At 60.6% G+C, this 26,112-nt stretch carries 23 protein-coding genes; 12 read left to right on the top strand and 11 right to left on the bottom strand.

From position 1 onward, the window contains the following. Nucleotides 1-206: 206 nt before the first annotated feature. Nucleotides 207-1,124, bottom strand: a complete 918-nt coding sequence (locus FDM28_RS00945; protein ID WP_138514173.1) for a LysR family transcriptional regulator — start codon at nucleotides 1,122-1,124, stop codon at nucleotides 207-209. Between the two features lie 76 nt (nucleotides 1,125-1,200). Between FDM28_RS00945 and FDM28_RS00950 the strand changes: the two genes are divergently transcribed. Both FDM28_RS00950 and FDM28_RS00955 read left to right on the top strand, forming a co-directional pair. Next, on the top strand, nucleotides 1,201-1,566 hold the full coding sequence (locus tag FDM28_RS00950; protein ID WP_138512143.1) for a protocatechuate 4,5-dioxygenase subunit alpha: 366 nt from the start codon (nucleotides 1,201-1,203) through the stop codon (nucleotides 1,564-1,566). A gap of 11 nt (nucleotides 1,567-1,577) precedes the next feature. Continuing rightward, nucleotides 1,578-2,423 (top strand): class III extradiol dioxygenase family protein, encoded by an 846-nt coding sequence (locus tag FDM28_RS00955; protein WP_138512145.1) that lies wholly within the window; start codon nucleotides 1,578-1,580, stop codon nucleotides 2,421-2,423. A gap of 463 nt (nucleotides 2,424-2,886) precedes the next feature. On the opposite strand, the gene FDM28_RS17565 is transcribed toward FDM28_RS00955, so the two are convergent. The 6 genes from FDM28_RS17565 to FDM28_RS00980 all read right to left on the bottom strand — a co-directional run bounded on the left by FDM28_RS17565 (nucleotide 2,887) and on the right by FDM28_RS00980 (nucleotide 9,016). Continuing rightward, a complete protein-coding gene (locus FDM28_RS17565; protein ID WP_170211560.1) occupies nucleotides 2,887-3,039 on the bottom strand; it encodes a hypothetical protein in 153 nt (50 codons plus the stop codon). 2 nt (nucleotides 3,040-3,041) lie between these two features. After that, nucleotides 3,042-3,497 (bottom strand): hypothetical protein, encoded by a 456-nt coding sequence (locus FDM28_RS00960; protein WP_138512147.1) that lies wholly within the window; start codon nucleotides 3,495-3,497, stop codon nucleotides 3,042-3,044. Between the two features lie 1,444 nt (nucleotides 3,498-4,941). After that, nucleotides 4,942-5,757 (bottom strand): sugar phosphate isomerase/epimerase family protein, encoded by an 816-nt coding sequence (locus tag FDM28_RS00965; protein ID WP_138512149.1) that lies wholly within the window; start codon nucleotides 5,755-5,757, stop codon nucleotides 4,942-4,944. 15 nt (nucleotides 5,758-5,772) lie between these two features. Then, complete coding sequence (locus FDM28_RS00970; RefSeq protein ID WP_138512151.1) at nucleotides 5,773-6,399, bottom strand: NIPSNAP family protein; 627 nt, start codon at nucleotides 6,397-6,399, stop codon at nucleotides 5,773-5,775. An 89-nt stretch (nucleotides 6,400-6,488) separates the two neighbouring features. Then, nucleotides 6,489-8,192: an FAD-dependent oxidoreductase gene (locus FDM28_RS00975; RefSeq protein ID WP_138512153.1), complete on the bottom strand. Its 1,704-nt coding sequence runs from the start codon at nucleotides 8,190-8,192 to the stop codon at nucleotides 6,489-6,491. Continuing rightward, nucleotides 8,189-9,016, bottom strand: a complete 828-nt coding sequence (locus tag FDM28_RS00980; protein WP_138512155.1) for an IclR family transcriptional regulator — start codon at nucleotides 9,014-9,016, stop codon at nucleotides 8,189-8,191. The genes FDM28_RS00975 and FDM28_RS00980 overlap by 4 nt, the downstream gene beginning before the upstream one ends. A 123-nt stretch (nucleotides 9,017-9,139) precedes the next feature. Here FDM28_RS00980 and FDM28_RS00985 point away from each other — a divergent pair, with 123 nt between their 5' ends. Next, on the top strand, nucleotides 9,140-9,937 hold the full coding sequence (locus FDM28_RS00985) for a shikimate dehydrogenase family protein (protein WP_138512157.1): 798 nt from the start codon (nucleotides 9,140-9,142) through the stop codon (nucleotides 9,935-9,937). A 1-nt stretch (nucleotide 9,938) separates the two neighbouring features. Further along, a complete protein-coding gene (locus FDM28_RS00990) occupies nucleotides 9,939-11,681 on the top strand; it encodes an FAD-dependent oxidoreductase (RefSeq protein WP_206021890.1) in 1,743 nt (580 codons plus the stop codon). A gap of 6 nt (nucleotides 11,682-11,687) precedes the next feature. On the opposite strand, the gene FDM28_RS00995 is transcribed toward FDM28_RS00990, so the two are convergent. After that, nucleotides 11,688-12,587 (bottom strand): DMT family transporter, encoded by a 900-nt coding sequence (locus tag FDM28_RS00995; RefSeq protein WP_138512159.1) that lies wholly within the window; start codon nucleotides 12,585-12,587, stop codon nucleotides 11,688-11,690. Further along, entirely contained in the window at nucleotides 12,587-13,951 is a 1,365-nt protein-coding gene (ffh, locus tag FDM28_RS01000) for a signal recognition particle protein (protein ID WP_138512161.1), read from the bottom strand. Before ffh ends, FDM28_RS00995 begins: the two co-directional genes overlap by 1 nt. Nucleotides 13,952-14,029: 78 nt before the next feature. Here ffh and FDM28_RS01005 point away from each other — a divergent pair, with 78 nt between their 5' ends. The 8 genes from FDM28_RS01005 to FDM28_RS01040 all read left to right on the top strand — a co-directional run bounded on the left by FDM28_RS01005 (nucleotide 14,030) and on the right by FDM28_RS01040 (nucleotide 24,085). After that, the gene (locus FDM28_RS01005) at nucleotides 14,030-14,827 is read left to right on the top strand and encodes a cytochrome C assembly family protein (protein ID WP_138512163.1); all 798 of its coding nucleotides are present in this window, start codon (nucleotides 14,030-14,032) and stop codon (nucleotides 14,825-14,827) included. A 2-nt stretch (nucleotides 14,828-14,829) separates the two neighbouring features. Continuing rightward, complete coding sequence (locus tag FDM28_RS01010) at nucleotides 14,830-15,060, top strand: PP0621 family protein (RefSeq protein ID WP_138512165.1); 231 nt, start codon at nucleotides 14,830-14,832, stop codon at nucleotides 15,058-15,060. Next, nucleotides 15,060-16,802 carry a sensor histidine kinase gene (locus FDM28_RS01015; RefSeq protein ID WP_138512167.1) on the top strand — a complete coding sequence of 581 codons (1,743 nt, stop codon included), beginning with the start codon at nucleotides 15,060-15,062 and terminating at the stop codon, nucleotides 16,800-16,802. Before FDM28_RS01010 ends, FDM28_RS01015 begins: the two co-directional genes overlap by 1 nt. Further along, on the top strand, nucleotides 16,781-18,280 hold the full coding sequence (locus tag FDM28_RS01020) for a sigma-54-dependent transcriptional regulator (RefSeq protein ID WP_138512169.1): 1,500 nt from the start codon (nucleotides 16,781-16,783) through the stop codon (nucleotides 18,278-18,280). Before FDM28_RS01015 ends, FDM28_RS01020 begins: the two co-directional genes overlap by 22 nt. Next, the gene (ampD, locus tag FDM28_RS01025) at nucleotides 18,270-18,851 is read left to right on the top strand and encodes a 1,6-anhydro-N-acetylmuramyl-L-alanine amidase AmpD (protein WP_138512171.1); all 582 of its coding nucleotides are present in this window, start codon (nucleotides 18,270-18,272) and stop codon (nucleotides 18,849-18,851) included. The genes FDM28_RS01020 and ampD overlap by 11 nt, the downstream gene beginning before the upstream one ends. 393 nt (nucleotides 18,852-19,244) lie before the next feature. Then, on the top strand, nucleotides 19,245-22,175 hold the full coding sequence (locus FDM28_RS01030; protein WP_138512173.1) for a ribonucleoside-diphosphate reductase subunit alpha: 2,931 nt from the start codon (nucleotides 19,245-19,247) through the stop codon (nucleotides 22,173-22,175). A gap of 119 nt (nucleotides 22,176-22,294) precedes the next feature. Then, entirely contained in the window at nucleotides 22,295-23,434 is a 1,140-nt protein-coding gene (locus tag FDM28_RS01035) for a ribonucleotide-diphosphate reductase subunit beta (RefSeq protein ID WP_138512175.1), read from the top strand. A 171-nt stretch (nucleotides 23,435-23,605) separates the two neighbouring features. Continuing rightward, a complete protein-coding gene (locus FDM28_RS01040) occupies nucleotides 23,606-24,085 on the top strand; it encodes a histone (protein WP_138512177.1) in 480 nt (159 codons plus the stop codon). Between the two features lie 61 nt (nucleotides 24,086-24,146). Here FDM28_RS01040 and FDM28_RS01045 read toward each other — a convergent pair whose 3' ends face one another. Together FDM28_RS01045 and prmA are read right to left on the bottom strand one after the other, a co-directional pair. After that, the gene (locus tag FDM28_RS01045) at nucleotides 24,147-25,196 is read right to left on the bottom strand and encodes a zinc-ribbon and DUF3426 domain-containing protein (protein WP_138512179.1); all 1,050 of its coding nucleotides are present in this window, start codon (nucleotides 25,194-25,196) and stop codon (nucleotides 24,147-24,149) included. A gap of 33 nt (nucleotides 25,197-25,229) precedes the next feature. After that, the gene (gene prmA / locus FDM28_RS01050) at nucleotides 25,230-26,108 is read right to left on the bottom strand and encodes a 50S ribosomal protein L11 methyltransferase (RefSeq protein WP_138512181.1); all 879 of its coding nucleotides are present in this window, start codon (nucleotides 26,106-26,108) and stop codon (nucleotides 25,230-25,232) included. Between the last annotated feature and the right edge of the window lie 4 nt (nucleotides 26,109-26,112).

Raw genomic sequence — 26,112 nt, forward strand, 5'->3', positions numbered from 1 at the left:
AGCTGCTGGCGCATATTCTACGAGCGCTAGCGGGCTATTTCGCTTGTAACCCAATGTCCATCAGCGGGTGGGTCGCGGTGAACATGGTTGGCTTTCGCCGCAGAGCGGGGAGTCCGGGGCCCCGCCGATTTCTGCGCGTTTGGCAGTATGAGGCGGGGGCCCGGACTCCCCGCTCTGCCCCCACACACGCGGCAACCACAAGGAGCTCAAGCCCCCTGCAACGCCGGCCCCACCACCGCCTCCAGCTGCGCACGCAGCCAACGGTGGGCGGGGTCTTGCTGGTAGCGGGCGTGCCAGATGGCGAACATGGGCATGGTCGGGCAAGTCACCGGCACCGGGGCATGGGCCAGGCCAGCCAAGGTAGTGCGGCCCATCAAGCGAGGCGCGGTCACCAACAGCGGCGTGCCGCGCACAAAGGCCGGTAGGGCGCTAAAGCCCGGCACCAGCACCGCAAAGCGGCGCGCCAAGCCACGGGACAGCAGTTGCTGGTCAATGTCCAAACCCCGGTTCGCCTCGTAGGCCACGCTGGCATGGTCGGCGGCCAGGTACTCGACCTCGGTGTGCGGGGCGCTGCGCACGGTGGCGTCAAAAAATACGGCATAGCTGTCGTCAAACAGGCGCTTTTGCACGATGTCGGTGCCATCCGGCGGGCGGGGGCTGATGACGAGGTGGCATTCGTCGGCCCGCAGCAAATCCAAGCGTGGCACGGCGCTGGGGATGATGCGCAGGGTCACGCCCGGCGCCAGCGCCCGCAGGCGGGCGGCCAGGGGCGGCAACAGCAGCTCACGCTGGAAGTCGTTGGCGGCAATGGTGAGCTGGGTGCTCCACTGCGCGGGGTCGAACGAGGCGCTCTGGGCAAACTGCTGCATCTGCCGCAGCAAGGCGCGTGCAGGGGCGGCCAGGCTCTCGGCGTGCGCGGTGGGGGCGATGCCGCGCCCGCGCTTCACAAACAGCGGGTCACCGGTGATGGCGCGCAGCTTCTCCAGCAGGTGGCTCACGGCGGATTGCGTCACGCCCAGGCGCGCGGCGGCGGCGGTGATGCTGCCAGTCTCCAACACGGCCAATAGCAGCTGCAAAAGGTGGGCGTCGAGGTGGGACCAATCGATTTTGCTCATGCATTTGATGATCGCCACCCCGTTTATCTTTGGCAATGGGGCCCCGACACTCCCGCCTGACGTAGATCAACCGCAGGAGATAAACATGGCACACTTTGCCCCCCCACCCACCGCCAAACCGGTCATTCCCGGCACCACGCCCTTTGATGGCGACCAGGCCCGCAAGGGCTACGCGCTCAACAAGATGTGCTTTTCGTTCAACGACGCGGCCAACCGCGCAGCCTTTCTGGCCGACGAAGAGGCGTACATGAAGCGGTACAGCCTGAACGAGCAGCAGGCCGCCGCCATCCGCGCCAAAAACGTGCTGCAACTCATTGAGGCCGGCGGCAACGCCTACTACCTGGCCAAGTTCGCGGGCATCTTCAAGCTGGACATGCAGGACATTGGCGCGCAGCAAACCGGCATGAGCAAAGACGAATTCAAGGCCATGTTGGTGGCCGCAGGCAAATAAGGAGACATCACATGGCACAACTCATCGGCGGCCTCGGCACCTCGCACATTCCCGCAATCGGCAACGCGATCCACAAGGGCTTGCAAAACGAACCGTACTGGAGGCCTTTTTTTGACGGCTTTCCGCCCATCCGCGAATGGCTGGGCGAGAAGACGCCCGACGTGGTGGTGATGTTCTACAACGACCACGGGCTGAACTTCTTCCTCGACAAAATGCCCACCTTCGCCGTGGGTGCCGCCGCGCAATACAACAACGCCGACGAAGGCTGGGGCATCCCCACCCTGCCGCCTTTTCAGGGCGAAGTGGATTTGTCGTGGCACCTGATCAACACGCTGATCGACCAGGAGTTTGACGTGACCACCTGCCAGGAAATGCTGGTGGACCACGCCTGCACGCTGCCGCTCAAGCTCTTCTGGCCCGAAGGCGATTGCCCGGTGACCGTGGTGCCGGTGTGCATCAACACCGTGCAGTTCCCCCTGCCCTCGGCCAAGCGCTGCTACGCGCTGGGCAAGGCGGTGGGCCAGGCGATCCAGAGCTGGAACAGCGACAAGAAGGTGGCCGTGATTGCCTCCGGCGGCCTCAGCCACCAGCTGGACGGCGAGCGCGCAGGCTTCATCAACAAAGCGTTTGACCTGCAATTTATCGAGAGCCTGAGCACCAACCCCGAGTGGGCCACTCAGTTCAGCGTGCACGAGTTGGTAGAAAAAACCGGCACACAGGGTGTGGAGTTGCTGATGTGGCTGGCCATGCGCGGTGCGCTGACCGCGGCAGCCCCTGGCGTGCGCCGCGTGCACAGCAACTACCACATCCCGATTTCCAACACGGCTACGGCGGTGCTGGCGTTGGAGGCGGTGTAAGTCGGCTCGTTTGGGCTAAGACGCAAGTGGGCGCCGGCGAGCAGCCCAGCTTGCGGACTCCGGCGCACCTCGCGGGCGGCTGCCTTGGGTGCGCCTTTGTTTTTGCGTTAACTGGATGGTTGGTGCGCGGCCTCTGTGGCAACCGCGAATGGCGCCTACGCTCGCAAGCTGGGCTGCTCGCCTTGGAGGTGTACTTTCCGTTTTAGGCTGGAAACAGTCTTTAACGCCGGCGGTATGCCGCGCCGTTAGGAACGAATCGACTGAACAGAACCAAAAGCGCAGCTTTTGGCGTCAGCTTCACCAAATGGTTAGGCTTGGTAAGCGCAGTAGAGGGCGTGATGGACACGCAAGCCCCAAAACCGTGCTGAATGCTTGACCGCAGCATGGCTGACTCCCTGTGCCGTGGCATGCCGAAGATGATTGTTACCTGTAATCCTGCCGCGCACGCTGAAAGTGGCGTGCATTATTCTTTCTTGTCCATGCCAAAAAGCTTCAATGCGCCAATTGAGGCAGCGCCGCACATCAAGCCGCCGACGATGGCTTGCATTGCATCAAACCTCGAAGACATCAAGAACATTGCGGCATATACGGAAGAAACAACAAGCCAGCGAGCCATAATTAATTTGCCTCCCAACGAGTTGGATAGAGCACACCATTTGGGAGGAATAATTTTTCTTTTACAGCCTTTATTGCAGCGCTCTCCTTGCTAGTACCTGATGCCTCCAGTTCCTTCGCATACGCGTAGGTTTCTGAAAAAACGTTGATGGCGGCAGTAGCTCCTGGATATTTATGCTCTTGGTTGGTTGAGCCTCCGTCACCGCCCCCTCTTGACACGACTTCCATACACAACCGCGCGATATAGCCTCTTCGCTTCTTGGTCAGTTCAACTATCGATGAGGAATTTTTACTCTCAATAGGTGCTCGACTCATCTTTTCCAGCCAATCAGCTTGGCCCGCAATTGCAGATAGCAAATGCTGACTGGTCATTGGTTTCGGATCGTCAAAATCTTCGCCTCGATTCACGAAGAAAAAAATAACTACGGCCACGACAACGAACAGAATAACTATTTCCATAGCTGCCTCCAAAAATGAATAGTAATGACTAAAAAAGTTAGGCTGGTAAGAGATACTGAAATTGGCATTCAGTATACCCACATGTTTAAATTTTGGATAATCCAGTTTCGATAGTCGTTGACATTCTCAATGTTAAGTGCCAGCAGCGCAGTATTTTTAGCGCTCGTTCGATCATCCAGTACGCTTCATCAAACTGGTTCAGTGTGATGACCTGGGGTTCTTTTTCATTGTGGTGCTTGATCGCATTTCGAGCTTTAGTCAATTTTAAGACTGATACACCTAAAGCTACCCAAGTGATGGATTCCCTCAAAGGGCCGTATGCAGAGCATACTAAACTTATGATGGGCGATTCAGTACAACAATTAGATTAGAGTCAGAAATTTTAGACGTAAAAAGCCCAATACCAGTTCATAATTAAGTGTTCCGATGCGGGGTTTTTTGGTCGCTATTTTTCAAAGTGGCATCATTAAAACATTGGTTAGATGAATCATATCTTGGGATTCCTTTGAGATTTCTAGATCAGGGAGTGATGCACACCCACTCAAAGTTAGTGCGAGTGTGACTGTTAGTGTGATTAATGTAATATTGGATCGAATTTTCACGCTTCTTTACTCCAATCATCTGATGGATTTTTAATGGCTTCTTTTACTCTCATAATTTTAAGTCGTCCAAGTAACTTACCTGCAAGTGCTTCTAGTTGTTCACCGTTAAATTCACCATTTACTTGGACTCCTTTATGGCGACAGGTTTCTGCTAAACGTTATAGTAGGCTGTGTCTTTTGGTGGCTTGATTGTTTGTAGGTCAAGCTCATTGAGCAAGTATGCAATCCTTGCTGTTGACTCTTCGACTGTGGGCGCCTTGCCCCCGCGTTGAACAGGCCAGCTCCCCCCCCACCTTCAGCGGCACCCGCAAGCGTGAACGCGCACAGAAATTTTCCTTTCAAAAATAACGACATGACTTCAGTGAGCTTGGGCTGCGCAATCTCTTGCTTTGAGATGTGCGATTCTTCTTCGAAGCCCAAGGCGGGTGCATTCATAGAGAGCCTAACGCAATGTAGACCGCGAAAACCGGTTGATAGATCCAAGCGTTAACGATGCACACTTTGGATAAAGGGCTGGAAAGCCGCATGCTTTCTTGATCACTACATTTTTCATGTGCGTTTAACAGATATATAAATTCCGACGACCTCCGCACTTTGTAAGTAATGGAGTGAGCCAGCGATTTCACGATTTTGGTGCTCCGGAGCCAACTTGAACATCCCCCAATCGGGTGTTTTTGTGAAGGACTGCTTCCGCTGCAAAGCAGCCCCACAACCTTACCCGATCCAGCACGCACACCAACCACGCCCTCCACATAGCGGGGAGTCCGGGGCCCCGCCGATTTCTGCGCGTTTGGCAGTATGAGGCGGGGCCCCGGACTCCCCGCTATGCCACACAAGCCGTGTCAATCCGCCAAGATACGGCGACTAGCTTCTAAGCACTGCTCAGCCCAAGGATTAGCCCCCAGCGCCGCAGAGCGCTCAAAGTTCACTACCTCCACGCTCACCGGAATGTCCGTGGGCAGCACGCTGAACAGGCCCTGCAAATCGATACTGCCCTCGCCGGGCAACAAGCGTTCGCAGCGGGCGGTGTGGATCATGGCCTCGGTGCTGAAGTGCGTGCCGGCCACCGCATCGCACATCTGCGCGTAGTGCAGCAACTGGCGCGGGATGGCGCGGATGTCGTCCAGCGTGGTGTGGCTGCGGCCGAAGTGCAGCGCATCCACCAAGATGCCCGCGTTGGCCGGCATGCCGGCCGCCTGTACCACGCGCAGCGCGGCCTTGGCATCGGGCACGGCGGTCCAGGGCATGAACTCCAGGTCAGCGGTGATGCCGTAGGGCGCCAGCGCTTCGCACAGGCGGGCGTAGTTATCGGCCAGGCGGGGCTCGTGGGTGTCATCGCCCGCGACCAGCATGGCCTTGGCATTTAGCGCCGCACCGGCCTCCAACAAGGCGCGGTAAAACTCCAGGTCAAACGCTTCGCCGATGCGGATGATTTCCAGGTCAAACACACCCACGCCCGTGTCGCGCTGCACCGCCTGTGTTTCGCGCAGCACCTCGGGCAGGCCGATCAAATATTGCTGCGGCGCGCCAGGCGCGTTGGGTTGCAGGCGCAGGCCCACCTCGGCATAGCCCAGCTCGGCGGCCAGCTGCAGGGCTTGCGGCGGCGTGCAGGTGTGCGCGGTGAGGTAGGCCAGCGAATAGCTGCGTTTGGGTGCCATGCGCTGCTCCCCGCCTTACTTCAGGGGCGACACCGCCGTGGGCAGGCCGATGGTGGAGACCATATTCGTTGTCAGGTGGGCCGGGCCGCCCTTGGGGGGCCACACGCCTTGGGCCACCGCATCGGCACGCGCCTTGGAGCGGGCGTCCAGCGAGGGGTAGGCCCAGATGTTGGTAAAGCGCAGCAGGCCGTCCAGCGCGACCATGGCCACCACGCAGGGAGACAGGGCTTCGCGGGCGGGCACGTACTGCTCCCACAAATCGATGGTGGGCTGCACGCCGCCGGTCTTAATGCCGTAGGTGCGAATCTCGTACACCGGGCCGCTGATGCCGGACTCGGCACTCGGGCGCACCGGCTTCATCCACGGAAAGCCCTTGTAGCTGTGCTGCTCCAGGGTCTGGAAAATGTCGCCGCAGCCAAACGGGCTGGCGCTGTGCTGGGTGCGCTCGCGCTCGGCTTGCAGCGCGGCCAAGTCCGCAAAGCCGCGCAGCACGATCATCTGGTTGAGCACGCCAATGTCGGTAAACCAGCAGCCCAGCAGCTCGCCCTGCGCGCCGGGCGCAGTGGCAAAGGCTTGCACGTTGGCGGCAGCGGTGCCGGCGGTGCCAAAGGGCAAGGTCATGGTGGCGAGTTCGTAGTACATGGTGGTGGTTCCGGTCAAAAGTTAAGTAGAGGTTGCTATAAATTCAGGAGCTGCTTGCGCACATTCCACGAGCGCTAGAGGCCTATTTCTTATAAATTTTTCCCTGCGGCATGGTGGGCAGCGATAAAGCCGAAGGTCATGGCGGGCCCCAGGGTGATGCCGCCTGCGGGGTAGTGGCCGCCCATGACGCTGCGCATGTCGTTACCCCCGGCGTAGAGGCCTGCAATGGGCCGGCCGGCCGCATTGAGCACCTGGGCGTGGGCGTTGACCTGCAAACCGGCAAACGTGCCCAGGCTGCCCGGCACGATGCGCACCGCGTAAAACGGCCCCTGGACCAGCGGCGCCATACAGGGGTTGGGCCAGCCGCGCTCTTGGGCGTAAGCGGCGTCGCCCTGGATGCGGTTGTAGGGCGTTTCGCCCTTGGCAAAGTCGGTATCGCGCCCGGCCAGCGCCAGGGCGTTGTAGCGCTGCACGGTGGCCTGCAAAGCATCTGCCTCGATGCCGCAGCGCTGAGCCAACTCAGCCAATGTGTCGCCGTGCTGCAAGTAGCCGTTGGCCAGCATGGCGCCCACGGGCATGGGGGCGGGCTTGACCGCGCCCAGCCCGTAGCGGCGCATAAAAGCGTGGTCGCACACCAGCCAGCCTTGCACCGCCTCGCCCGCCGGCGTGGCGCGCAGCAGGCCTTGCAAAAAGTCGTGGTACGAGTCGGCCTCGTTCACAAAGCGCTGGCCGCGTGCGGTCACCGCTATCAGCCCCGGCTTGGCCCGCTCAATGAGGTGCGGGAAGTGGGCCACGCTGCCGTCCGCCCGAGGCACCAGCGACACCGGCGCCAGCGCGGCACACTGCGCCATGTCAGCCCCCACCACGCCGCCGGCGGCTTCGCCCAGGCGCAAGCCATCGCCCGTGTTGCCGCGCGAGGCGGCAGACCAATGTTCCTCGCCCGTAAAAGCGTGGGGCAGCAGCGCCTGCTTGCGCGCCGGGTCGTGCGGAAAACCACCGCAGGCCAGCACCACGCCGCAGCGGGCGCGCACTTCCAGCTCGCCCTGCGGGGTGTGCAGCACTGCGCCCACCACGCGCCCGCCTTTCATGATGAGGCGCTGCGCCGGGCTGCGGGTGCGGATGTCCACACCCTTGCCCAGCGCCGAGGCGGCCAGCGCAGCCACCAGCGCATTGCCATTCACCAGGCGCATGCCCCGGCGGTGCAGCAGCAGATCGCACCAGTGGCGCAGCACTAGTTTGGTGACGTACCAAAACGACGCCGGCTTGGCCATGGCATTGAAAAAATGCCGCAGCTCCGCGCCCGAGGCAATGCCCATACCCCACAGCGTGGTCTCGGGCAGCGGGGGCTTGAGGTCCTGCACCCGCACACCCAAGCGGCGCCCGTCAAACGGCGCGGCGCAGATAGAGCGCCCGCCCGTCGCCGCATGCGGTGTGTTGCCATGGAAGTCGGGGATGAGGTTGCCGTCGATGAACTGCAGCTGGGTTTCGCGCTGGAAAAACTCCACCATGTGCGGCCCCTGCGCCAAAAAGGCACGGGCGCGGGCCTCGTCAAACTGCGCGCCCAGCTCTTCCTGCAGGTAGGCCAAAGGCTCTTCGAGCGGCTCCTCGATGCCCGCAGCACGGGCCAGCGGGTTACGGGGTATCCACATCCAGCCACCAGACCAGGCGGTGGTGCCGCCAAACTGCGCGTCTTTCTCGGTGACCAGCACTTTTTGGCCCAGGTGCGCGGCCGTGACGGCAGCGGACAAGCCGCCCGCACCGGAGCCGATGACGAGCAGATCAACTTCGGTCATGCGGCGTAAATCGGTTGGGCCACCGCTTGCTGCCCCAGGTGGTGCAGGCGCTGGTTGAAGAAGGGGGACGCGCCACTGGCCGCCGCCATTTGTGCCGCCACCGATTGCAGCTCGGCGCCCAGCGCTTCCATTTTGTCGCGGGTGAAGCGCACCGAGGGCCCGGCAATGGTGATGGCCCCCAGCGGCGCCTGGCCCTGCAAGCGCACCACCGCGCCCATGGCATTCAGGCCGGGGGTGTAGGTTTCTTCCGTCATGGCAAAGCCGCGTTCGCGGGTGGCATGCACCGCCTCCATCACCGCTTTAAGGCTGGAGGGCGCATTGGGCCCGTAGTCGGCGGTGCTGCCCAGGCCTTGCGCGGCCACCAGCCCCAGGGCTTGGTCGTCGGTGAGTGCGGCCATCCACACCCAGCCGGAGGCGGAGCATGAGAGGCGGGCGTCGCTGCCCATATCGGGGTCGTAACGCAGGCCTTGGCGGGCGCCTTGGGCGCGGGCTACCCAGGTGAGGCGGCTGCCGTCAATCACCCCCAGGCGCACCAGCTCGCCCGACACCTCGGCCAAGCGGTCCAGCAGGGGCTGCGCCACATCCACGATGCCGCTGTGGCTCAAAAAGGACAGGCCCATGGACACCAGCTTGGTAGTGAGCTGGTAGTCGCCATGCTCACGCGTTTGGCGCACATAGCCGCAGCGCACCAGGTCAGCCAGCAAGCGGTGCACCGCGCTGCGGGGAATGTCCAGCCGGTCGGCAATGGCGGCCAGCTCCAGCCCGGCGCCGTGCTGGGTGAGCAATTCGAGGATGGCCAAGGTACGGTCTAAAACGCCATTCATGGTGAAGCCCGGTAAAAAACTGACGCCAGTGTATGAGAAATTGAAATTACATTCAATACTTGAACACTATTCCACTTTTAGATACGATGCCGCCATCTTTCACTTTTGACCCCAAGGCTTGCCATGTCTGAATCTTTGTTGAGCGGCGCTACCCGGCTTCACTACATCGTGGGCGACCCGATCGCGCAGGTGAAATCCCCCGCCGGGGTAACCCAGGCGTTTGCCGACGCCGGCCACAACGCGTTTGTGATGCCCGCCCATGTGCCTCCCAAAGACCTGGCCGCCTGGCTGGACGGCGTGTCGCTCGCCAAAAATGTGGACGGCGTCATCGTCACCGTGCCACACAAGTTCGCCTGCTTTGACCTGTGTGCCACCGCCTCGCCCAGCGCCGCGTTTTTGCACACGGTGAACACCATGCGCCGCAACCCCGATGGCAGCTGGCACGGCGACATGTTTGACGGCCTAGGCTTTGTGGCCGCCATGCGCGACAACGGCGCCGAGATCGAAGGCAAAAAAGCCCTGCTGGTAGGCGCGGGCGGCGCGGGCTCAGCCATTGCCCATGCGCTGGTGATGGCCGGTGTATCGACCCTAGCCATTCACGACGAGGACGTGCAGCGCCGCACCACGCTGGTGGACCGGCTCGCCGGCATCGGCCGCTGCCCGGTGGTGCACGGCAGCGCCAGCCCTACGGGGTTTGACATCGTGCTTAACGCCACGCCCGTGGGCATGAAAGACGGCGACCCTTACCCCCTGGATGTGCAGCAGTTAACAGGCCACATGTTTGTAGGCTGCGTGATTACCCAGCCCGCCATCACCCCGCTGATTGCTGCCGCCCGCGCCCTGGGCTGCAAGACCATGACCGGCGCCCACATGTTCGGCCGTGTGCGCGACCTGATGGTGGACTTTTTGCTGGGGCGCTGAGATGGCTACACCCCATCCTTTGCTGGCCACACTGGCCGATTTGCAAGACCACGATACGGTGGACGTGCTGGTGATTGGCGCCGGTGGTGCGGGCCTGTCGGCCGCGTTGTGCGCAGCGCTGGCCGGTGCCCGCGTGCTGGTGGTGGAGCACACCGCGTTTGCGGGCGGCACCACCGCGCTCTCCGCCGGCACCGCTTGGGTACCCGGCACCCACCATGCTGCCAAGGTCAACACCACCGACACGCTAGCAACCGCCGCCACCTACCTCGACAACGCGGTAGGCGAGCGCACGCCGCACGCACTGCGCCAGGCCTTTCTAGACGCCGGCCCGCAAGCGATTGCCCACTTGGAGCAGCACACGGCGGTGCAGTTCCGCCCCTACCCCAAGCACCCCGACTACCTCTCGGAACTGGGCGGCTCCACCCTGAACGGCCGCGCGCTGGAGCCACAGCCGTTTGACGGGCGCTTGCTGGGCAGTTTGTTTGGCGTGCTGCGCAAGCCCATCCCCGAGTTCACCGTGCTGGGCGGCATGATGGTGGACCGCACCGACATCAACCACCTGCTGGGCATGACGGGCTCGTGGACCTCGCTCAAGCACTCGGTCAAGATCGTGCTGCGCCACGCCATGGACCGACTACGCTACCCGCGCGGCACCCGGCTGGTCATGGGCAATGCCCTGATCGCGCGCCTGTTGTATTCGCTGGCGCAGCACCCCACCGCCCGGCTGCTGCTGAACACGTCCGTTACCGCATTGCACACCGATGCGGGCCGCATCACCGGCGTTTCTTTGGCGCAAGACGGCCAGCAACGGAACATCACCGTACGCGGCGGCGTAGTGCTGGCGAGTGGCGGCTTCAACCGCAACCCCACCCAGCGCGCCCAGTGGCTGCCGGGGGTAGAGGCGGCTTGGTGCCCGGCAGGCCCCGGCCACACCGGGCAGGCACAAGCCTTGGCCCGCGAGGCTGGCGCACGCTATGGAGAAGGCAGCGCCACGCCTGCGTTCTGGGCACCGGTGTCGCTGCGCAAGCGCCCCGACGGCACGCAGGCCGTGTTCCCCCACTTTGTGATGGACCGCGCCAAGCCCGGCATGCTCACCGTCAACCAGGCCGGGCAGCGTTTTGTGAACGAAAGCACGTCCTACCACCTCTTCGGCCTGGCGATGCAGCAGCCTGCAGCCGGTGCCGCCGTGCCGGCCTACTTGATTTGCGATGCGCGTGCCCTGCGCACCTACGGCCTGGGCATGGTGCGCCCGGGCGGCAAAGGCTTGGCGCCCTTTTTGGCAGACGGCTACCTCACGGAAGGCCGCACGCTGGAAGCACTTGCGGAGAAGCTGGGCATCAACGCACAAGGTCTGCTGCAAAGTGCGGCCAGCATCCAGCGCTATGCAGAAACCGGCACCGACCCCGACTTCCACCGGGGCGAAACCGCCTACCAGCAAAACATTGGCGATGCACAGTGGCCGGGCCACAACCCGAGCTTGGGCGCACTGAGCGAAGCCCCTTTCTATGCGGTGAAGCTGTACCCCGGCGACATCGGCGCGGCAACTGGCCTGGCCACCGATGGCACAGCGCGGGCGCTGAATACGCAGGGCGAAGTGATTGATGGTCTGTACGCCGTGGGCAACGATATGCACTCCATCATGGGTGGCATTTACACCGGCCCGGGCATCACCATCGGGCCGGGCATGGTATTCGGCTATTTGGCCGGGCGAGATGCCGCTGCGCGGGCAGCATCTGCCGCTTAACGGTCTTTAGTGCTCCGGAGTTTCGGCGGCTGCGCGGCTCTCGTGCGCGGTGAGCCAAGCCCCGGCCGCGCCGCACACCGCAATCAAGGCCATGCCGGCCAGCGTCCACTGGTCCGGCATATGGGAAAAGATGATCCATCCGCCCAACATGGCAAAGGCAATCTGCGCATACATGTAAGGCATGAGCACCGCGGCTGGCGCCCGCTTGAAAGCCTGGATAAAGATAAAGTGCCCCAAGCTGCCCAGAAACCCCATCAGCGCCAGCCCGCCCCACACGGCATGGGATGCAATGGGAACCCACACAAACGGCAGCGCCACCGCCGCGACTACAGCGCCGGTCCACCCTGTGTAGAACTGCATGGTCATGGGGTCTTCGGTGCGGGTCATGCGGCTGGTGAGCAACTGAAAGCCTGCATTGGCCAGCACCACCCCGATGGGGAACAGCAGCGCCCAATTCACATCGGAGCCCTCAGGGCGCACAATGATCAGCGTGCCCAAAAAGCCGCCCGCCACGAGCAATAAACGCAGGCGGGACACTTTTTCATGCAGCATGCGCGCCGCCAGCAAGGTAACCACCAGCGGCGTGAGCAACACAATGGCCGTGAACTCCCCCACCGGCATGTGCTTGAGGCTGAGGTAGGCGAACACACTGGTCGTTAACAGCAACCCACCGCGCAGCAGGTGCAGCCCCAGGTGCTGCGTTTGCACCAGGGCACGGCCTTGGCGCGGCAGCTCAATCAGGGTGGTCGCCACGGCCTGAAAGCCATAGCGGAAAAACATGGCCACCATGAGCGGCGCACTCAGCGACACCCATTTGGTAGTGGTATCCAGGGTGGCAAAGCAGGCCATGGCCACGATGGCCAGGCCGATGCCGCGCAACACCTGCGCAGGCGTGTGATCCGCCATCAGAAAGGCATCTTGGGCATGCCCTTCATGCCGCCCAGGCGCTTCATCATCTTCATCATGCCGCCGCCCTTCATCTTCTTCATCATCTCTTGCATCTGCTCAAACTCCTTGAGCATGCGGTTCACCTCTTGCACATGCACCCCGGCACCGGCGGCGATGCGGCGCTTGCGCGTGGCCTTGATGAGCTCGGGCTTGCGCCGCTCCAGCGGCGTCATGCTGTGGATGATGCCTTCCTTGCGCTTGATGTCTTTCTCCGCCTTGTCCATGTCCACCTGACCGGCCTTGGCCGCCATGGCGGCAGGCAACTTGTCCATGAGGCTGGAGAGGCCGCCCATTTGCTTCATCTGCTGGATCTGCGCCAAAAAGTCATTCAGATCAAAGCCGCCACCGCTCTTGACCTTCTCGGCCAGCTTTTTGGCGGCTTCAATGTCCACACCCGCAGTAACCTGCTCCACCAGCGCCACGATGTCGCCCATGCCCAGAATGCGGCCTGCGTGGCGTTCAGCGTCGAACACTTCCAGACCATCGAGTTTTTCGCTGGTACCCGCAAACTTGATAGGTGCACCTGTGATCTGACGCACGGAGAGCGCAGCACCACCACGCGAATCGCCGTCAGTCTTGGTGAGGATGATGCCGGTCAGTGGCAGCGCTTCCTTGAAGGCCTTGGCGGTGTTGACCGCATCCTGCCCCTGCATGGCGTCCACCACAAACAGCGTTTCCACCGGATTGAGTGCGGCGTGCAAGTTTTTGATTTCCAGCATCAGGGCTTCGTCAATCGCCAAACGGCCAGCCGTGTCGACCAGCAATACGTCAAAGAAATGCTTTTTGGCGTAGTCCAGCGCGGCGCGGCCAATGTCCACGGGCTTCTGGTCCGGGGTGGACGGGAACCACTCGGCGCCGGCTTGGGCAGTCACGGTTTTGAGCTGTTCGATCGCGGCGGGGCGGTACACGTCTCCAGAGACTGTCAGCACTTTCTTCTTGCGTTTTTCGATCAGGTGCTTGGCCAGCTTGGCCGTGGTGGTGGTTTTACCGGCACCTTGCAGACCGGCCATCAAAATCACCGCAGGCGGCTGGGCCGCGAGGTTGATATCGCTCACGCCCTCGCCCATGGTGGCGGCCAGCTCGCGGTTGACGATGCTGACCAGCACCTGGCCCGGCTGGAGCGAACCCAGTACCTCTTGGCCCATGGCCTTGTCTTTCACGCGGGCAATAAAGTCGCGCACCACGGGCAGAGCCACATCGGCCTCCAGCAACGCCATGCGCACTTCGCGCAGCATGTCGGTGACGTTGGACTCGGTGATGCGTCCCTGGCCTCGCAAATCCTTGACGAGGCGGGAAAGTTTGTCGGTGAGAGCGGAGGCCATATTGAAGTATTCCGGCAGGCGCAACCTGCGGTGTGAGCCGGACAGTGCCGGCAGGGAGCAAAACGCTAAACTGTGCGCATGATTTTAGCCAGTGCGTCCCCTGTTAGCGTGACCTTGTCGGTTTTGTCGGCCTGCGCCTATGCGTGGCCTGCTTTCCGCACCGCCCATTTGTCGGCGACCTCCGCCCGGGCCTGGGTAGCATTTGCGTGGTTTTTGCACGGCTCCGTCTTAGCGTGGGGCTTGTTGCAAACGCCTGCACAGTTCGGCTTCGCGCCTGCGCTGTCGGTCACTGCCTGGCTGGTGGCTGCGGTGTATGCCGTAGAAAGCCAGATTTACCCCCAACTGCAAACCCGGTGGACCTTGTCTGCATTGGGCGCATTTGCCGTACTGCTGGCTTGCGTGTTTCCCGGCTCCAGCCTGCCGGACACCGCCACGATCTGGTTGCCCACCCACTTGGCATTCGGCATTGCCAGTTACGGTCTGTTTGGCACCGCCGTAGTCCACGCGTGGATGATGAACCGGGCCGAAGCCCGCATCCGCCAGGCGGCGGACCCGCACAGCGGCCTGCCCTTGCTCACCCTGGAGCGTTTGACCTACCGTTTTGTGGCCGCAGGGTTCGTACTGCTCACCGCCACACTCGCCATGGGCTATGGCTTTGGCGATGTGGTGTACGGACAGGGCCACGCATGGCACTGGGACCATAAAACCGTGTTTTCCGTGTTGTCTTGGGTGACTTTTGCGGTCCTGTTGGCGGGGCGCGTTCGCTTCGGTTGGCGGGGCAAACGGGCTGCAGCCGTGCTGTATATCGGCTCCGCCTTGCTGCTGCTGGCCTATGTAGGCTCCCGTTTCGTACTGGAAGTTCTGTTGAGACGCTGAGCGTGAAATACCTCCTTCTTTTGCTGCTGGCAGCAGTGGTGGTGTGGCGTTGGCGCAGTGCAGCGAGCACGCCGCGCGCGCCCACACCCCATGACACAAGCCGGAACCCGGCGGTGGTCGACATGACCGCCTGCGCCCACTGCGGCCTGCATCTGCCCATGGAAGACGTGGTGCGGGGTGCGCACGGCATGTATTGCAGCCAGGCTCACCGTACCCTTGCGGAGCCGTCCTAGTGCAGCAGGAGCAGGCCGATCACTCTTGGTTCGGACCTTCGGCGCTGGAAACCTCACTGATCCAGCCGGTCGACGACCAAGAAGACTTCAAGCGCCTCTGGCAGGCTTTCATGACGGCGCGGCTGGTGCTGGGCCTGGTGTTAGCCGCACTGCAATGGGTGCTGCATGCCATCGGAGCCGTCCAAAGCCAAACGCTGGCGGCCGTCTGCACGGCTTACTTTGTCGGCACGCTGGTGACCCGTGTGCACTTGCGCCCACGGCCGCTGGGACAGGCGTTTTCGCCGTATTGGGGTGTACTGATCGGGGTGGATGTGCTCGCCTTCGGGGCTTTGCAGTGGCTCAACGGCAGCAACCTGAACTACACCCCCCTATTTGCACTGCCGGTGTTGCTAGCATCCATTCTGGGATCTTTACGGCTGGCATTGGGCACGGCGGCTGGCATCACCATGCTGCTGCTGGGTGGCGCGGTCTGGAACCAGTTCCATAGCCAGCAGGACAACCCGGGGCCTTATGTGCAGGCTGCGCTGAGCGGTGTGGGCTACTTCGCCATCGCTTTTCTGGCCAACCAACTGGCGACCCGCATGGCCTTGGAAGGGCGCAAAGCCCGGCAAAGCCAATTGGCGGCCAACATTCAGCGTGAAGTTAACGAACTGGTGATTGAGGCCTTCCCGGAAGGGGTGATGATCGTGGACCAATTCGGCATCGTGCGCGCCGCCAACCCCGCCGCGCGCGGCATGCTGGGGCATCACTACGCCTTGCATACCGCCCTGTTTGATTTGAAAACAGAACCGGCGTGGCGCGCCCTATTCCAACTAACCCGACTCAGTGTGGGTAGTGGGCAAAACCAGGAGGCGGAGCTGACCATTCACACCGAAGGAGCCGGCCCACTCAAGGTACTTGCCCGGACCCGGCTTGCCGCACCTATGGGTATCGGCGAGGACAGCCTGTGTGTGCTGTTTCTGCAAGACCAACGGCAAGCAGAAGCGCGCCTGCGCACTGAAAAACTGGCCAGCATGGGCCGCATGTCAACAGCGGTGGCTCACGAAATCCGCAATCCGCTGGCGGCCATTGCACAAGCCAACGCGCTGCTGGAAGAAGACTTGCAAGACCCCAAGCAATTGCGACTCACCCAGATGGTGAGCCAGAACGCCAAGCGGCTTGAAAAAATCGTGGACGACATCCTGAACGTCGCCCGCGCGCGGGAAACAAGCAACACCGGCGCAGAGGCCTTGCACGGACTCGGCGAGCTGGTCCACAGCATGGCCCAGGACTGGGCGGCCCCACGGGGCCAGGCAGGCTTGATCCATTTCGACATCGACCCCGCCCCCCGCTCCGCGCGCTTTGATGCCGACCAGTTGCGTCAGGTACTGGTGAATCTGCTGGACAACGCGCTGCGGTATGCCAGTAAAACCCTCGACGCCATCCAGGTCGCGGTGCGTTATACCGAGGAGCATGCCTTGGTGAGTGTGTGGAGCGACGGTGCGCGCATGGACCAAACAGTGGAGCGCCACCTGTTTGAGCCGTTTTTTTCGTCGGAGAGCCGGTCCAGCGGATTGGGCTTGTACATTTCCCGCGAACTGTGTGAGCGCCACGGCGCAACCCTTACGTACCAGCGCAGCACCCGCATCTGCAACAAGCAACTTGTAGAGGGCAATGAATTCACAGTCACTCTACTAAGCAGGCCCTCAGCCCACCCCACCGAACCCGGCACCCCGACCCCATGGCAAGCATCCCTGTACTAAGCGCCCCCCGGATTCTGGTTGTCGACGATGAGCCAGATTTGCGCACCCTGTATGAGCTCACCCTGCTGCGCGAGGGCTACCAGGTAGATACCGCTGGAGCCCTGGCAGAGGCGCATGCAGCCCTTCAGGTCCAGAATTACGACGTCGTGATCACCGACATGCGACTGCCCGACGGGCAGGGGATTGACATCCTCTACCTGTTGCGTGAGCGGCGAGGTGGAGAGCGCTGCATTGTCATTACCGCCTATGGGTCGGCGGAAAACGCGGTGGAATCGCTCAAGGCCGGCGCGTTCGATTACCTCACCAAACCAGTGGATCTCAAGCAGTTCCGCGCAGTGGTTGCCGCTGCGGCATCGGGCGTGGCCCCCCCAAACTCCACGCCAGCGAGCAACACACCAGAGCGATCCGCAGCCAAAACTCTGGTAGCCAGCGCCCCAGGGCAGGCGGCACTGGACCAGATGGTGGGCGCGTCAGCAGCCATGACCGCCGTGAGAGAGCGCATTGGCAAGGTGGCCCGCAGCATGGCACCGGTGCTGGTACGCGGAGAGTCCGGAACCGGCAAAGAGCTGGCCGCCCGTGCGCTGCATGCCAGCAGCCACCGCGCACACGGGCCGTGGGTGGCCGTCAACTGCAGCGCCATCCCCGAAACCTTGCTGGAAGCTGAGTTTTTCGGGGTGCGCAAAGGCGCCTACACCGGCGCGACGCAAGACCGGGCTGGCTTTTTTCAGGCAGCCCATGGCGGCACCTTGTTTTTGGACGAAATCGGCGATTTGCCACTCGCCATGCAATCCAAATTGCTACGGGTGATTCAAGAGCGCAAAGTCCGCCCGCTCGGCAGCCACCAGGAGGAACCAGTGGATGTGCGCATCGTCAGCGCAACCCACAAAGACTTGGCGGCAGGAGTGGAGGCACACACCTTCCGGCAGGACCTGTATTACCGGTTGAACGTGATTGACCTCTACATCCCACCACTGCGGGAGCGCAAGGAGGATTTGGAAACTCTCTGCCAAGCCATCCTGGAGCGTATTGCCACCGAAGCCGGCGTACAGATTCCCACACTTTCAGCCATGGCGCTGGAGCAGCTGCGGACCCATCCTTTAAAGGGAAACGTCCGCGAGCTCGAAAACTTGCTGCACCGGGCGATGGCCTTGTCTGACAACGACATCCTGGAACTGGATGCTCCGTTTGAGGGTACATCGCCCGCGCCCCTGCACGCAGAACCGCCCGCGCAGCACTCTGCAATGCCCTCGCCGCCCACCCAGGAAACAGCGGAACCGACCTTCGTGCCGGCACCGGTTCCGTCTGACTTGCAGGGGCATCTGGATGCTCAAGAGCGCGACATCCTGGTGCGCGCACTTACCGACACGGGGTTTAACCGCACCGCCGCAGCCAACCGCTTGGGTATCAGCCTGCGCCAGATCCGCTACCGGATGGACCGACTGAAAATTGAAGTGCCAGGAGGGGACGATGGACCATAAAACCACGGCGGGTCCCGGTTGGAACGAGGGCTGGTTGAACACCGCCAAGCACCACCCCTCGCCCAACTACGGGCCACGCCCTCCGGGCGCGGCGGTGGACCTGGTCGTGCTGCACTCGATCAGCCTGCCGCCCGGCAAATACGGCGGCAACGCCATCCAAGACTTGTTTTCCAACACCCTGGATTGGGACGCGCACCCTTACTTTCAGAGTATCCGGGGCATGCAGGTATCCAGCCACTTTTTGATCATGCGGACAGGCGCGCTGTGGCAATTCGTCAGCTGTGACCAGCGGGCATGGCACGCAGGGCTGTCTTTTTACCGGGGCCGGTCGAACTGCAATGATGACTCCATAGGCATAGAACTGGAGGGCATGGACGACGACCAGTTCACCGAAGCGCAATACGCCACGCTGCAAATGCTGTGCGAGACCATTGATCGCCAGTATGCGATTCACTTTGTGGCGGGCCATCAGCACATTGCGCCCGGCCGGAAAACCGATCCGGGCCCCGGATTGGACTGGCAACGGCTGCAGCAATGGGCCGCTTTATCCAACTGGGAATTCCCGGTGTGAGTGCGTCAAAGCCACAGATCGAAAAAAATATCTTTTTTTATCGCATACGTCTTCGCTTAATTTTTACGCAGCCCCTGAAACACCACCAGTTTCCATAAGGCCTGGCGGACCAAAGTCTCTTGCAGGGCCCACGGAGCAAAGGGTTGCGTTTTTTTTTCTTGAAAAATCAAGGCCTTCACTGGCCTCCCCCAGCGCCACCGCCGCGCACCCCTCCGACATAGCAGCGCGGAGCGTCCCCACAAGCCCGATACACTACCGGTAGTGGCTTGTCACCGCCACAGACCCCAGATATAGTGTGTCCTTGCTTGACCCGCCTGGGCGCGGCATACGCGGATATTGACCCATGCCGCATCAACGCCATCACAAAAACATACTGATTTAGACGAGGAAATCATGCAATCTATTCCTTCTTCCGCATCCAGCGCCGCAGCCCCATTGCTGACGGCTGTTGCCAGCCCTGAGGCCCAAGCCCCCCACGCGCTGGCCCACTACCAAATCATTCGCCGCAACGGCGCGGTGGTGCCTTTTGAACCCAACAAAATCGCTGTGGCCATGATGAAGGCCTTCCTGGCAGTGCATGGCACCCAAGGCGCAGCCTCGGCCAGCGTGCGCGAAACTGTGGACGGACTGACGCAACAAGTCATCCGTGCGCTGGTGCGCTCCCGCCCGGGCGGTGGCACCTTCCATATTGAAGACGTGCAAGACCAAGTCGAACTCGGTTTGATGCGTGGCGGTCACCACGAAATTGCACGTGCTTATGTACTGTACCGCGAGCGCCGCACCCAGGAGCGTGCCAAGCAAGTTGCAACCACAGCGCCCCAGGCCCCCATCATCCATGTGTTGGATGGTGGCCAACGCGTTCCCTTGGATTTGGCACAACTCCAGTCCCGCATTGAAACGGCTTGCGCTGGATTGGGTGCCGACGTGAAGGCGGACCCCATCGTTGCGGAAACCATGCGCAACCTGTATGACGGTGTCCCTTTGGACGAGGTGTATAAGGCTTCCATTCTCGCGGCCCGGACCTTGATTGAAAAAGACCCGGACTACACCTACGCCACAGCGCGCCTGCTGTTTCACACGATTTCCCGCGAAGTGCTAGGCCGTGATGTCGCGCAAGCAGACATGCAAGAAGCTTACGCAGACTACTTCCCCGGCTTCATCAAGCGCGGCATTGCTGCCGATTTGCTGGACGAGAAGTTGCAGCAATTTGACTTGAAGCGCCTGGGCCAAGCCATCAAGGCAAACCGTGATCTGCAATTTGATTACCTGGGACTGCAAACCCTGTATGACCGTTACTTTCTGCATGAAGGCAAAACCCGCATTGAGTTGCCACAGGCCTTCTTCATGCGCGTGGCCATGGGTCTCTCCCTGAATGAAATCGACCGCGAAGCGCGCGCCATTGAGTTCTACGAAGTCCTGTCCAGCTTCGACTTCATGTCGAGCACACCCACGCTGTTCAACAGCGGCACACTGCGCTCACAGCTATCCAGCTGCTACCTGACAACGGTGCCAGATGACTTGGACGGTATTTACGAATCCATTAAGGAAAACGCCCTCCTCTCCAAGTTTGCGGGCGGCTTGGGTAACGACTGGACACGTGTGCGTGCACTGGGCTCCCACATCAAGGGCACCAATGGCGAATCGCAAGGTGTGGTGCCCTTCCTGAAAGTGGTGAACGACACCGCAGTGGCCGTAAACCAAGGCGGCAAACGCAAAGGTGCGGTATGTACCTACTTGGAAACCTGGCACTTGGACATCGAGGAATTCCTGGAGCTGCGCAAAAACACCGGTGATGACCGCCGCCGCACCCACGACATGAACACTGCGAACTGGATTCCCGACTTGTTCATGCGCCGCGTCATGGAAAAAGGCACTTGGACCTTGTTCTCGCCTTCCAATGTGCCGGACTTGCACGACCTGTTTGGCGCAGAGTTTGAAAAGGCCTACGTCGCCTACGAAGAAAAAGCAGCGCGCGGCGAAATCAAGCCAAGCCGCACACTGCAAGCCAGTGATCTGTGGCGCAAGATGCTGACCATGCTGTTCGAAACCGGACACCCTTGGATCACATTCAAAGATGCATGCAACGTGCGCTCCCCGCAGCAACACGCGGGCGTCGTGCACTCGTCCAACCTGTGCACCGAAATCACGCTCAACACCTCAGACACCGAAACAGCGGTGTGCAATCTGGGCTCTGTGAACCTGTTGCAGCACTTGAAAGACGGTGAAAACGGCAAAGTGCTGGACCACGACAAACTCAAGCGCACGATTTCCACCGCCATGCGCATGCTGGATAACGTGATTGATATCAACTACTACGCGGTCAAGAAGGCGCGTGACTCGAACATGCGTCACCGCCCGGTGGGCTTGGGCCTGATGGCATTCCAGGACAGCTTGTACGAACTGCGCATTCCCTACGCCAGCGATGCAGCCGTTGAATTTGCCGACCGCTCCATGGAAGCGATCAGCTACTACGCCTACTGGGCGTCTACCGACCTGGCCCGCGAGCGCGGCAAGTACCACAGCTACAAGGGCAGCTTGTGGGACAAAGGTGTGCTCCCTCCCGACACCTTGGACATGCTGGCACATGCCCGCGGCGGCTATGTAGAAGTGGATCGCTCCTCCACGCTAGATTGGGATGCCTTGCGGAACAAGATCGCAGCCGACGGCATGCGCAACTCCAACTGCGTAGCTATCGCCCCTACCGCCACGATTTCCAACATCATTGGCGTAGACGCATCCATTGAGCCATGCTTCGGCAACCTGTCGGTCAAGTCCAATTTGTCCGGTGAGTTCACCGTCATCAACAGCTATCTGGTGCGCGACCTGAAGCGCCTGGGCCTGTGGGACGATGTGATGGTGATGGACCTGAAACACTTCGATGGCTCGCTGAGCCCGATCGACCGGGTGCCGCAAGAAATCAAACAGCTATACGCCACCGCATTTGAAGTGGAAACACGCTGGTTGGTAGAAGCAGCGGCCCGTCGCCAGAAGTGGATCGACCAGGCCCAGTCCCTGAACATCTACATGGCGGGTGCTTCGGGCAAGAAGCTAGACGAGACGTATAAGCTGGCTTGGTTGCGTGGTTTGAAGACCACCTACTACCTCCGCACCATGTCCGCAACCCACGCAGAAAAATCTACCGTCACTGCCGGGCGTTTGAATGCCGTGTCCTCCGGAAACGACGCACACGGCTCGACCAAAATGTCTAGCGCATTAGAAGCTGCTGCGGCTGCTGCGCAGATGCAAATGGAGTTGGCCAGCAACGCTGCAACTGACATCAAATTCTGCGGAGTAGACGACCCGACTTGCGAGTCCTGCCAGTAAGTTCAATGGCATCGCAACGCGGTTTGCGATGCCATTGAACAACACAAATTTTCAGTGAATTGCACGATTGCTTTTCAATTCAATTCACTGCTCACATAATCTGCCAATTGGAATCATCTATGTTGTCCTGGGACGAAGAAGTTACGCCCGCATCGCCGTTGAATTACGCTCCTGCCCCCTCTGGCAATAGCGTGGTGTCGCAACCGTCAATGCCTCCTGCATCCAGCACCCCGGCTGCAGGCAAACGCGTCAACGCCTCTGACAAGCGCATCATCAACGGCCAAACCGATGTGAACCAGCTTGTGCCATTTAAGTACAAGTGGGCTTGGGAGAAATACCTCGCAACCTGCGCCAATCACTGGATGCCCCAAGAGGTCAACATGACGCGTGACATCGCGCTATGGAAAGACCCGAACGGCCTGACGGAAGATGAGCGTCGCATTGTCAAACGCAACCTCGGTTTTTTTGTCACCGCAGATTCCTTGGCTGCCAACAACATCGTGTTGGGCACGTACCGCCACATCACTGCGCCGGAATGCCGCCAGTTTTTATTGCGCCAAGCATTTGAAGAAGCGATCCATACCCACGCTTACCAGTACATTGTGGAATCCTTGGGTCTGGACGAGAGTGAGATCTTCAACGCCTACAACGAAGTCCAATCCATCCGCGATAAAGATGAATTTCTGATTCCATTCATCGAAGCCATCATGGACCCCAACTTCCATACCGGCACGCAAGCTACTGATCAGACATTGCTGAAATCACTGATTGTGTTTGCATGCTTGATGGAGGGCTTGTTCTTTTACGTGGGCTTCACCCAAATCCTCGCCTTGGGTCGCCAGAACAAGATGACAGGCGCTGCCGAGCAGTACCAATACATCCTGCGCGATGAGTCCATGCACTGCAACTTCGGCATCGACCTGATCAACCAGCTCAAGCTGGAAAACCCCCACCTTTGGACTGCCGAGTTCAAAGCCGAAATCAAAGGCTTGTTTGAAAAAGCCGTAGAGCTGGAATACCGCTATGCCGAAGACACCATGCCGCGCGGCGTGCTGGGCATGAATGCATCCATGTTCAAAGGGTACTTGCGCTACATCGCCAACCGCCGTGCAACGCAAATCGGCCTAGAAGCGCTCTTCCCGAATGAAGAAAATCCCTTCCCGTGGATGAGCGAAATGATTGACTTGAAGAAGGAACGTAACTTCTTCGAAACCCGTGTTATCGAGTACCAGTCCGGCGGCGCGCTGTCCTGGGATTAATTTACTCGACATGCGGTTCCAGTTTTCGCCCCCATTGAGTCGCTGCTCCGTCAGCGACATGGGTGTGCGACACCGAGTTCATGCCACTGGGACAGCGCCCAGTGGCATGAATCACTTTCTGCCAGATACGCAGCAGAAAGTGCTCTTTGTACCTTGATCAAGGAGAACATGATGGCAACTGCAAAAAAACCGGCCGCTAAGAAGGCCGCTCCCGCTAAAAAAACTGAACCCGCAAAGAAAGCGGTCGTCGCGAAAAAAGTAGCTCCTGCTAAAAAAGCCGCTGCACCCGCCAAGAAAGCCGTAGCCGCCAAGAAGGCAGCTCCCGCGAAAAAAGCGGTCGTCGCGAAAAAAGCAGCTCCTGTTAAAAAAGCCGCTGCACCCGCCAAAAAAGCCGTAGCCGCCAAGAAGGCAGCTCCCGCTAAAAAAGCGGTCGTCGCGAAAAAAGCAGCTCCTGTTAAAAAAGCCGCTGCACCCGCCAAGAAAGCCGTAGTCGCCAAGAAGGCAGCTCCCGCTAAAAAAGCGGCTGCCCCTGCTAAAAAGCCCGTAGCAGCCAAGAAGGCAGCTCCTGCGAAAAAGCCGGCCGCGCCTTCAGCACAGACCACACTGAATCCCCAGGCTGCATGGCCGTTCCCCACCTCCAGCAAGCCCTAAAAGGGCCGCTGGTAGGCATCAAAGCCCGGAGCCTCAGGCCCGGGCTTTTTTATTGCATCTATCAAGGGTAGAAGGCGAGCAGCCGGTAGCCAGACACCCGCTCGGAAGAGCTTCCTGTTTTAACCGCGATCGGCAATACCGCAGCGAACTCGGCTCCGGCAGCCAAAGTTGCATCGGAAAAACCGGCCTCCTTGGCGGCGAACACACGACGAACCAAGCTTTGGTCTTGCATGTCCGTCAAGGTCAATTCGAAAGCAGGGGGCGCCAAGGCAACCGGACCGGTGTTTTTGATCGCTACATGGAGTCGGTAGACATCGGTACGTACTTTGGTGAACGATGAACTATCAATTACCACGGCCTCAATGTTGCGCAAGGGGCTGACGGTGCAAGACAACCACTCACACATTTGCAGCAACGCTGGGCGGCTAGCGGGCTCAATGGCTGCCAACCGGTCTCGTTCATGCAACGCGATTTGCAGCAACAACCCCGTCAAGGCCAATAAGGCCCCCACCGCCAACACAACGCGAATACTGGTGCGCTGCCATACCGTGCTGCCGCGCGCATTGCGCATGAACGATAAATGCGCCGAATCTGCCTGCGCATCCCGCAGCGGAGCCTCCGTTTGCACATAGCGAGGCACGGCTGCAGACGCATCCAAAGCTGGGTCCTGCGCCAAGCCTTCATCACCGGGGGAAATTGCACCTAATTCATCGGCAGTGCCATGCACCAGCGCAGCAGGGCTTTGGGATAAAAAATCGTCCGGGGCATCAAGCGCAGCTTCGGGCTTCGGCTCTCGCTCCACTTCGGCCTCGGGAGCTCCCACGGGTGATTCGAACGACTGTTCTAAAGGAGCTGAGCTCAAGGCAGGCTGCTCATCTTCCGCAAACTTCAGGGAAGCGGCCCAGGCGGGGTCCGGGCTGGTAATGGCAACGTGGGGAGAAGGGGGGGCCTCCGAGACAAGCGCTGGTTGAGGCTCTGAAAAAAGATGGACGTTGGCGTCGAAAACCTCGTCACACTGCCCGCAACGCACCCAACCGTCGGAGATACGCAATTGGTCCGGCACGACCTTGAACATCGTGGAACATGCCGGGCATTGGGTAATCAGGCTCATGGCGTCACATTGTAGTGGGCGCCATCCTATGCTTCAGACCGTGGCCGTCATCAAAATCCAACCGTCTTCCGTGTCCGCCACAGACAACTTGCAATAAGGTGCGTAGGCGGCGGTGAGCTCCTCCGCCTGCCGCGCCAAAATACCCGCCAGCACCAGGTGCCCGCCGGCTTTCACATGCGCGCACAGTAGCGGCGCCAGTACCTTCAACGGGGTGGCCAAAATGTTGGCCAAGACCACATCAAAAGCGCCTTGCGCAGCCTCTGGCAGGCCGGCCACCAAGGTCACGTGGTTGGCCTCGGCATTCAGCACGGTGGAATCCACAGCCGCTTGGTCAATGTCCACCGCGATCACTTCCGTTGCACCGAACTTGGCAGCACCAATAGCCAATATGCCGGAGCCACAACCATAGTCCAACACCCGGCCAGGGCCGCCATTGCGGGCAATCCAGCGCAAGCACATGCGTGTGGTGGGGTGCGTGCCCGTACCGAATGCCAAACCGGGATCCAAGCGGATCACTTCCTTGGCCTGGGCAGGCGGCTCGTGCCAAGTCGGCACGATCCAGAACTCGGGGGTAATTTCCACTGGCGCAAACTGGGACTGGGTCAAACGCACCCAGTCCTGGTCTTCCAACACCTCAACGCCCAGAATGCGGCAGCCTTCAAAGAAGTCTTGCGCAGCCAACAATTGGGCGGCCTCGTCGGCTTGGGCACGTTCGGCAAACAAAGCGATCACCCGCGAACGCTGCCAGCCGTCTTTGGGCGGCGGCATACCGGGCTCGCCAAACAAGGCTTGCTCGGCGTCCGTTTGGGCATCGGCATCTTCCACACTGACACTGAGTGCGTCCAACGCGTCCAGCGCATCGCTCAGGTTCTCGACCCGGTCTTCGGGACACATCAAACGCAATTCAAACATGCAA

Origin of the sequence: Rhodoferax bucti (genome assembly GCF_005876985.1) — a bacterium.
Taxonomy (GTDB): domain Bacteria; phylum Pseudomonadota; class Gammaproteobacteria; order Burkholderiales; family Burkholderiaceae_C; genus Allorhodoferax; species Allorhodoferax bucti.

Excerpts from the sequence above, each read along its gene's own strand:
- FDM28_RS01040 (WP_138512177.1), top strand. The coding sequence starts at position 23,606 with ATGGCAACTGCAAAAAAACCGGCCGCTAAGAAGGCCGCTCCCGCTAAA.
- ampD (WP_138512171.1), top strand. The coding sequence starts at position 18,270 with ATGGACCATAAAACCACGGCGGGTCCCGGTTGGAACGAGGGCTGGTTG.
- FDM28_RS00975 (WP_138512153.1), bottom strand. The coding sequence starts at position 8,192 with ATGACCGAAGTTGATCTGCTCGTCATCGGCTCCGGTGCGGGCGGCTTG.
- FDM28_RS01030 (WP_138512173.1), top strand. The coding sequence starts at position 19,245 with ATGCAATCTATTCCTTCTTCCGCATCCAGCGCCGCAGCCCCATTGCTG.
- FDM28_RS01005 (WP_138512163.1), top strand. The coding sequence starts at position 14,030 with ATGATTTTAGCCAGTGCGTCCCCTGTTAGCGTGACCTTGTCGGTTTTG.
- FDM28_RS00950 (WP_138512143.1), top strand. The coding sequence starts at position 1,201 with ATGGCACACTTTGCCCCCCCACCCACCGCCAAACCGGTCATTCCCGGC.
- ffh (WP_138512161.1), bottom strand. The coding sequence starts at position 13,951 with ATGGCCTCCGCTCTCACCGACAAACTTTCCCGCCTCGTCAAGGATTTG.
- FDM28_RS01020 (WP_138512169.1), top strand. The coding sequence starts at position 16,781 with ATGGCAAGCATCCCTGTACTAAGCGCCCCCCGGATTCTGGTTGTCGAC.
- FDM28_RS00980 (WP_138512155.1), bottom strand. The coding sequence starts at position 9,016 with ATGAATGGCGTTTTAGACCGTACCTTGGCCATCCTCGAATTGCTCACC.
- FDM28_RS00995 (WP_138512159.1), bottom strand. The coding sequence starts at position 12,587 with ATGGCGGATCACACGCCTGCGCAGGTGTTGCGCGGCATCGGCCTGGCC.
- prmA (WP_138512181.1), bottom strand. The coding sequence starts at position 26,108 with ATGTTTGAATTGCGTTTGATGTGTCCCGAAGACCGGGTCGAGAACCTG.
- FDM28_RS00955 (WP_138512145.1), top strand. The coding sequence starts at position 1,578 with ATGGCACAACTCATCGGCGGCCTCGGCACCTCGCACATTCCCGCAATC.
- FDM28_RS00990 (WP_206021890.1), top strand. The coding sequence starts at position 9,939 with ATGGCTACACCCCATCCTTTGCTGGCCACACTGGCCGATTTGCAAGAC.
- FDM28_RS01045 (WP_138512179.1), bottom strand. The coding sequence starts at position 25,196 with ATGAGCCTGATTACCCAATGCCCGGCATGTTCCACGATGTTCAAGGTC.
- FDM28_RS01035 (WP_138512175.1), top strand. The coding sequence starts at position 22,295 with ATGTTGTCCTGGGACGAAGAAGTTACGCCCGCATCGCCGTTGAATTAC.
- FDM28_RS00970 (WP_138512151.1), bottom strand. The coding sequence starts at position 6,399 with ATGTACTACGAACTCGCCACCATGACCTTGCCCTTTGGCACCGCCGGC.
- FDM28_RS00960 (WP_138512147.1), bottom strand. The coding sequence starts at position 3,497 with ATGGAAATAGTTATTCTGTTCGTTGTCGTGGCCGTAGTTATTTTTTTC.
- FDM28_RS00985 (WP_138512157.1), top strand. The coding sequence starts at position 9,140 with ATGTCTGAATCTTTGTTGAGCGGCGCTACCCGGCTTCACTACATCGTG.
- FDM28_RS17565 (WP_170211560.1), bottom strand. The coding sequence starts at position 3,039 with ATGGCTCGCTGGCTTGTTGTTTCTTCCGTATATGCCGCAATGTTCTTG.
- FDM28_RS00965 (WP_138512149.1), bottom strand. The coding sequence starts at position 5,757 with ATGGCACCCAAACGCAGCTATTCGCTGGCCTACCTCACCGCGCACACC.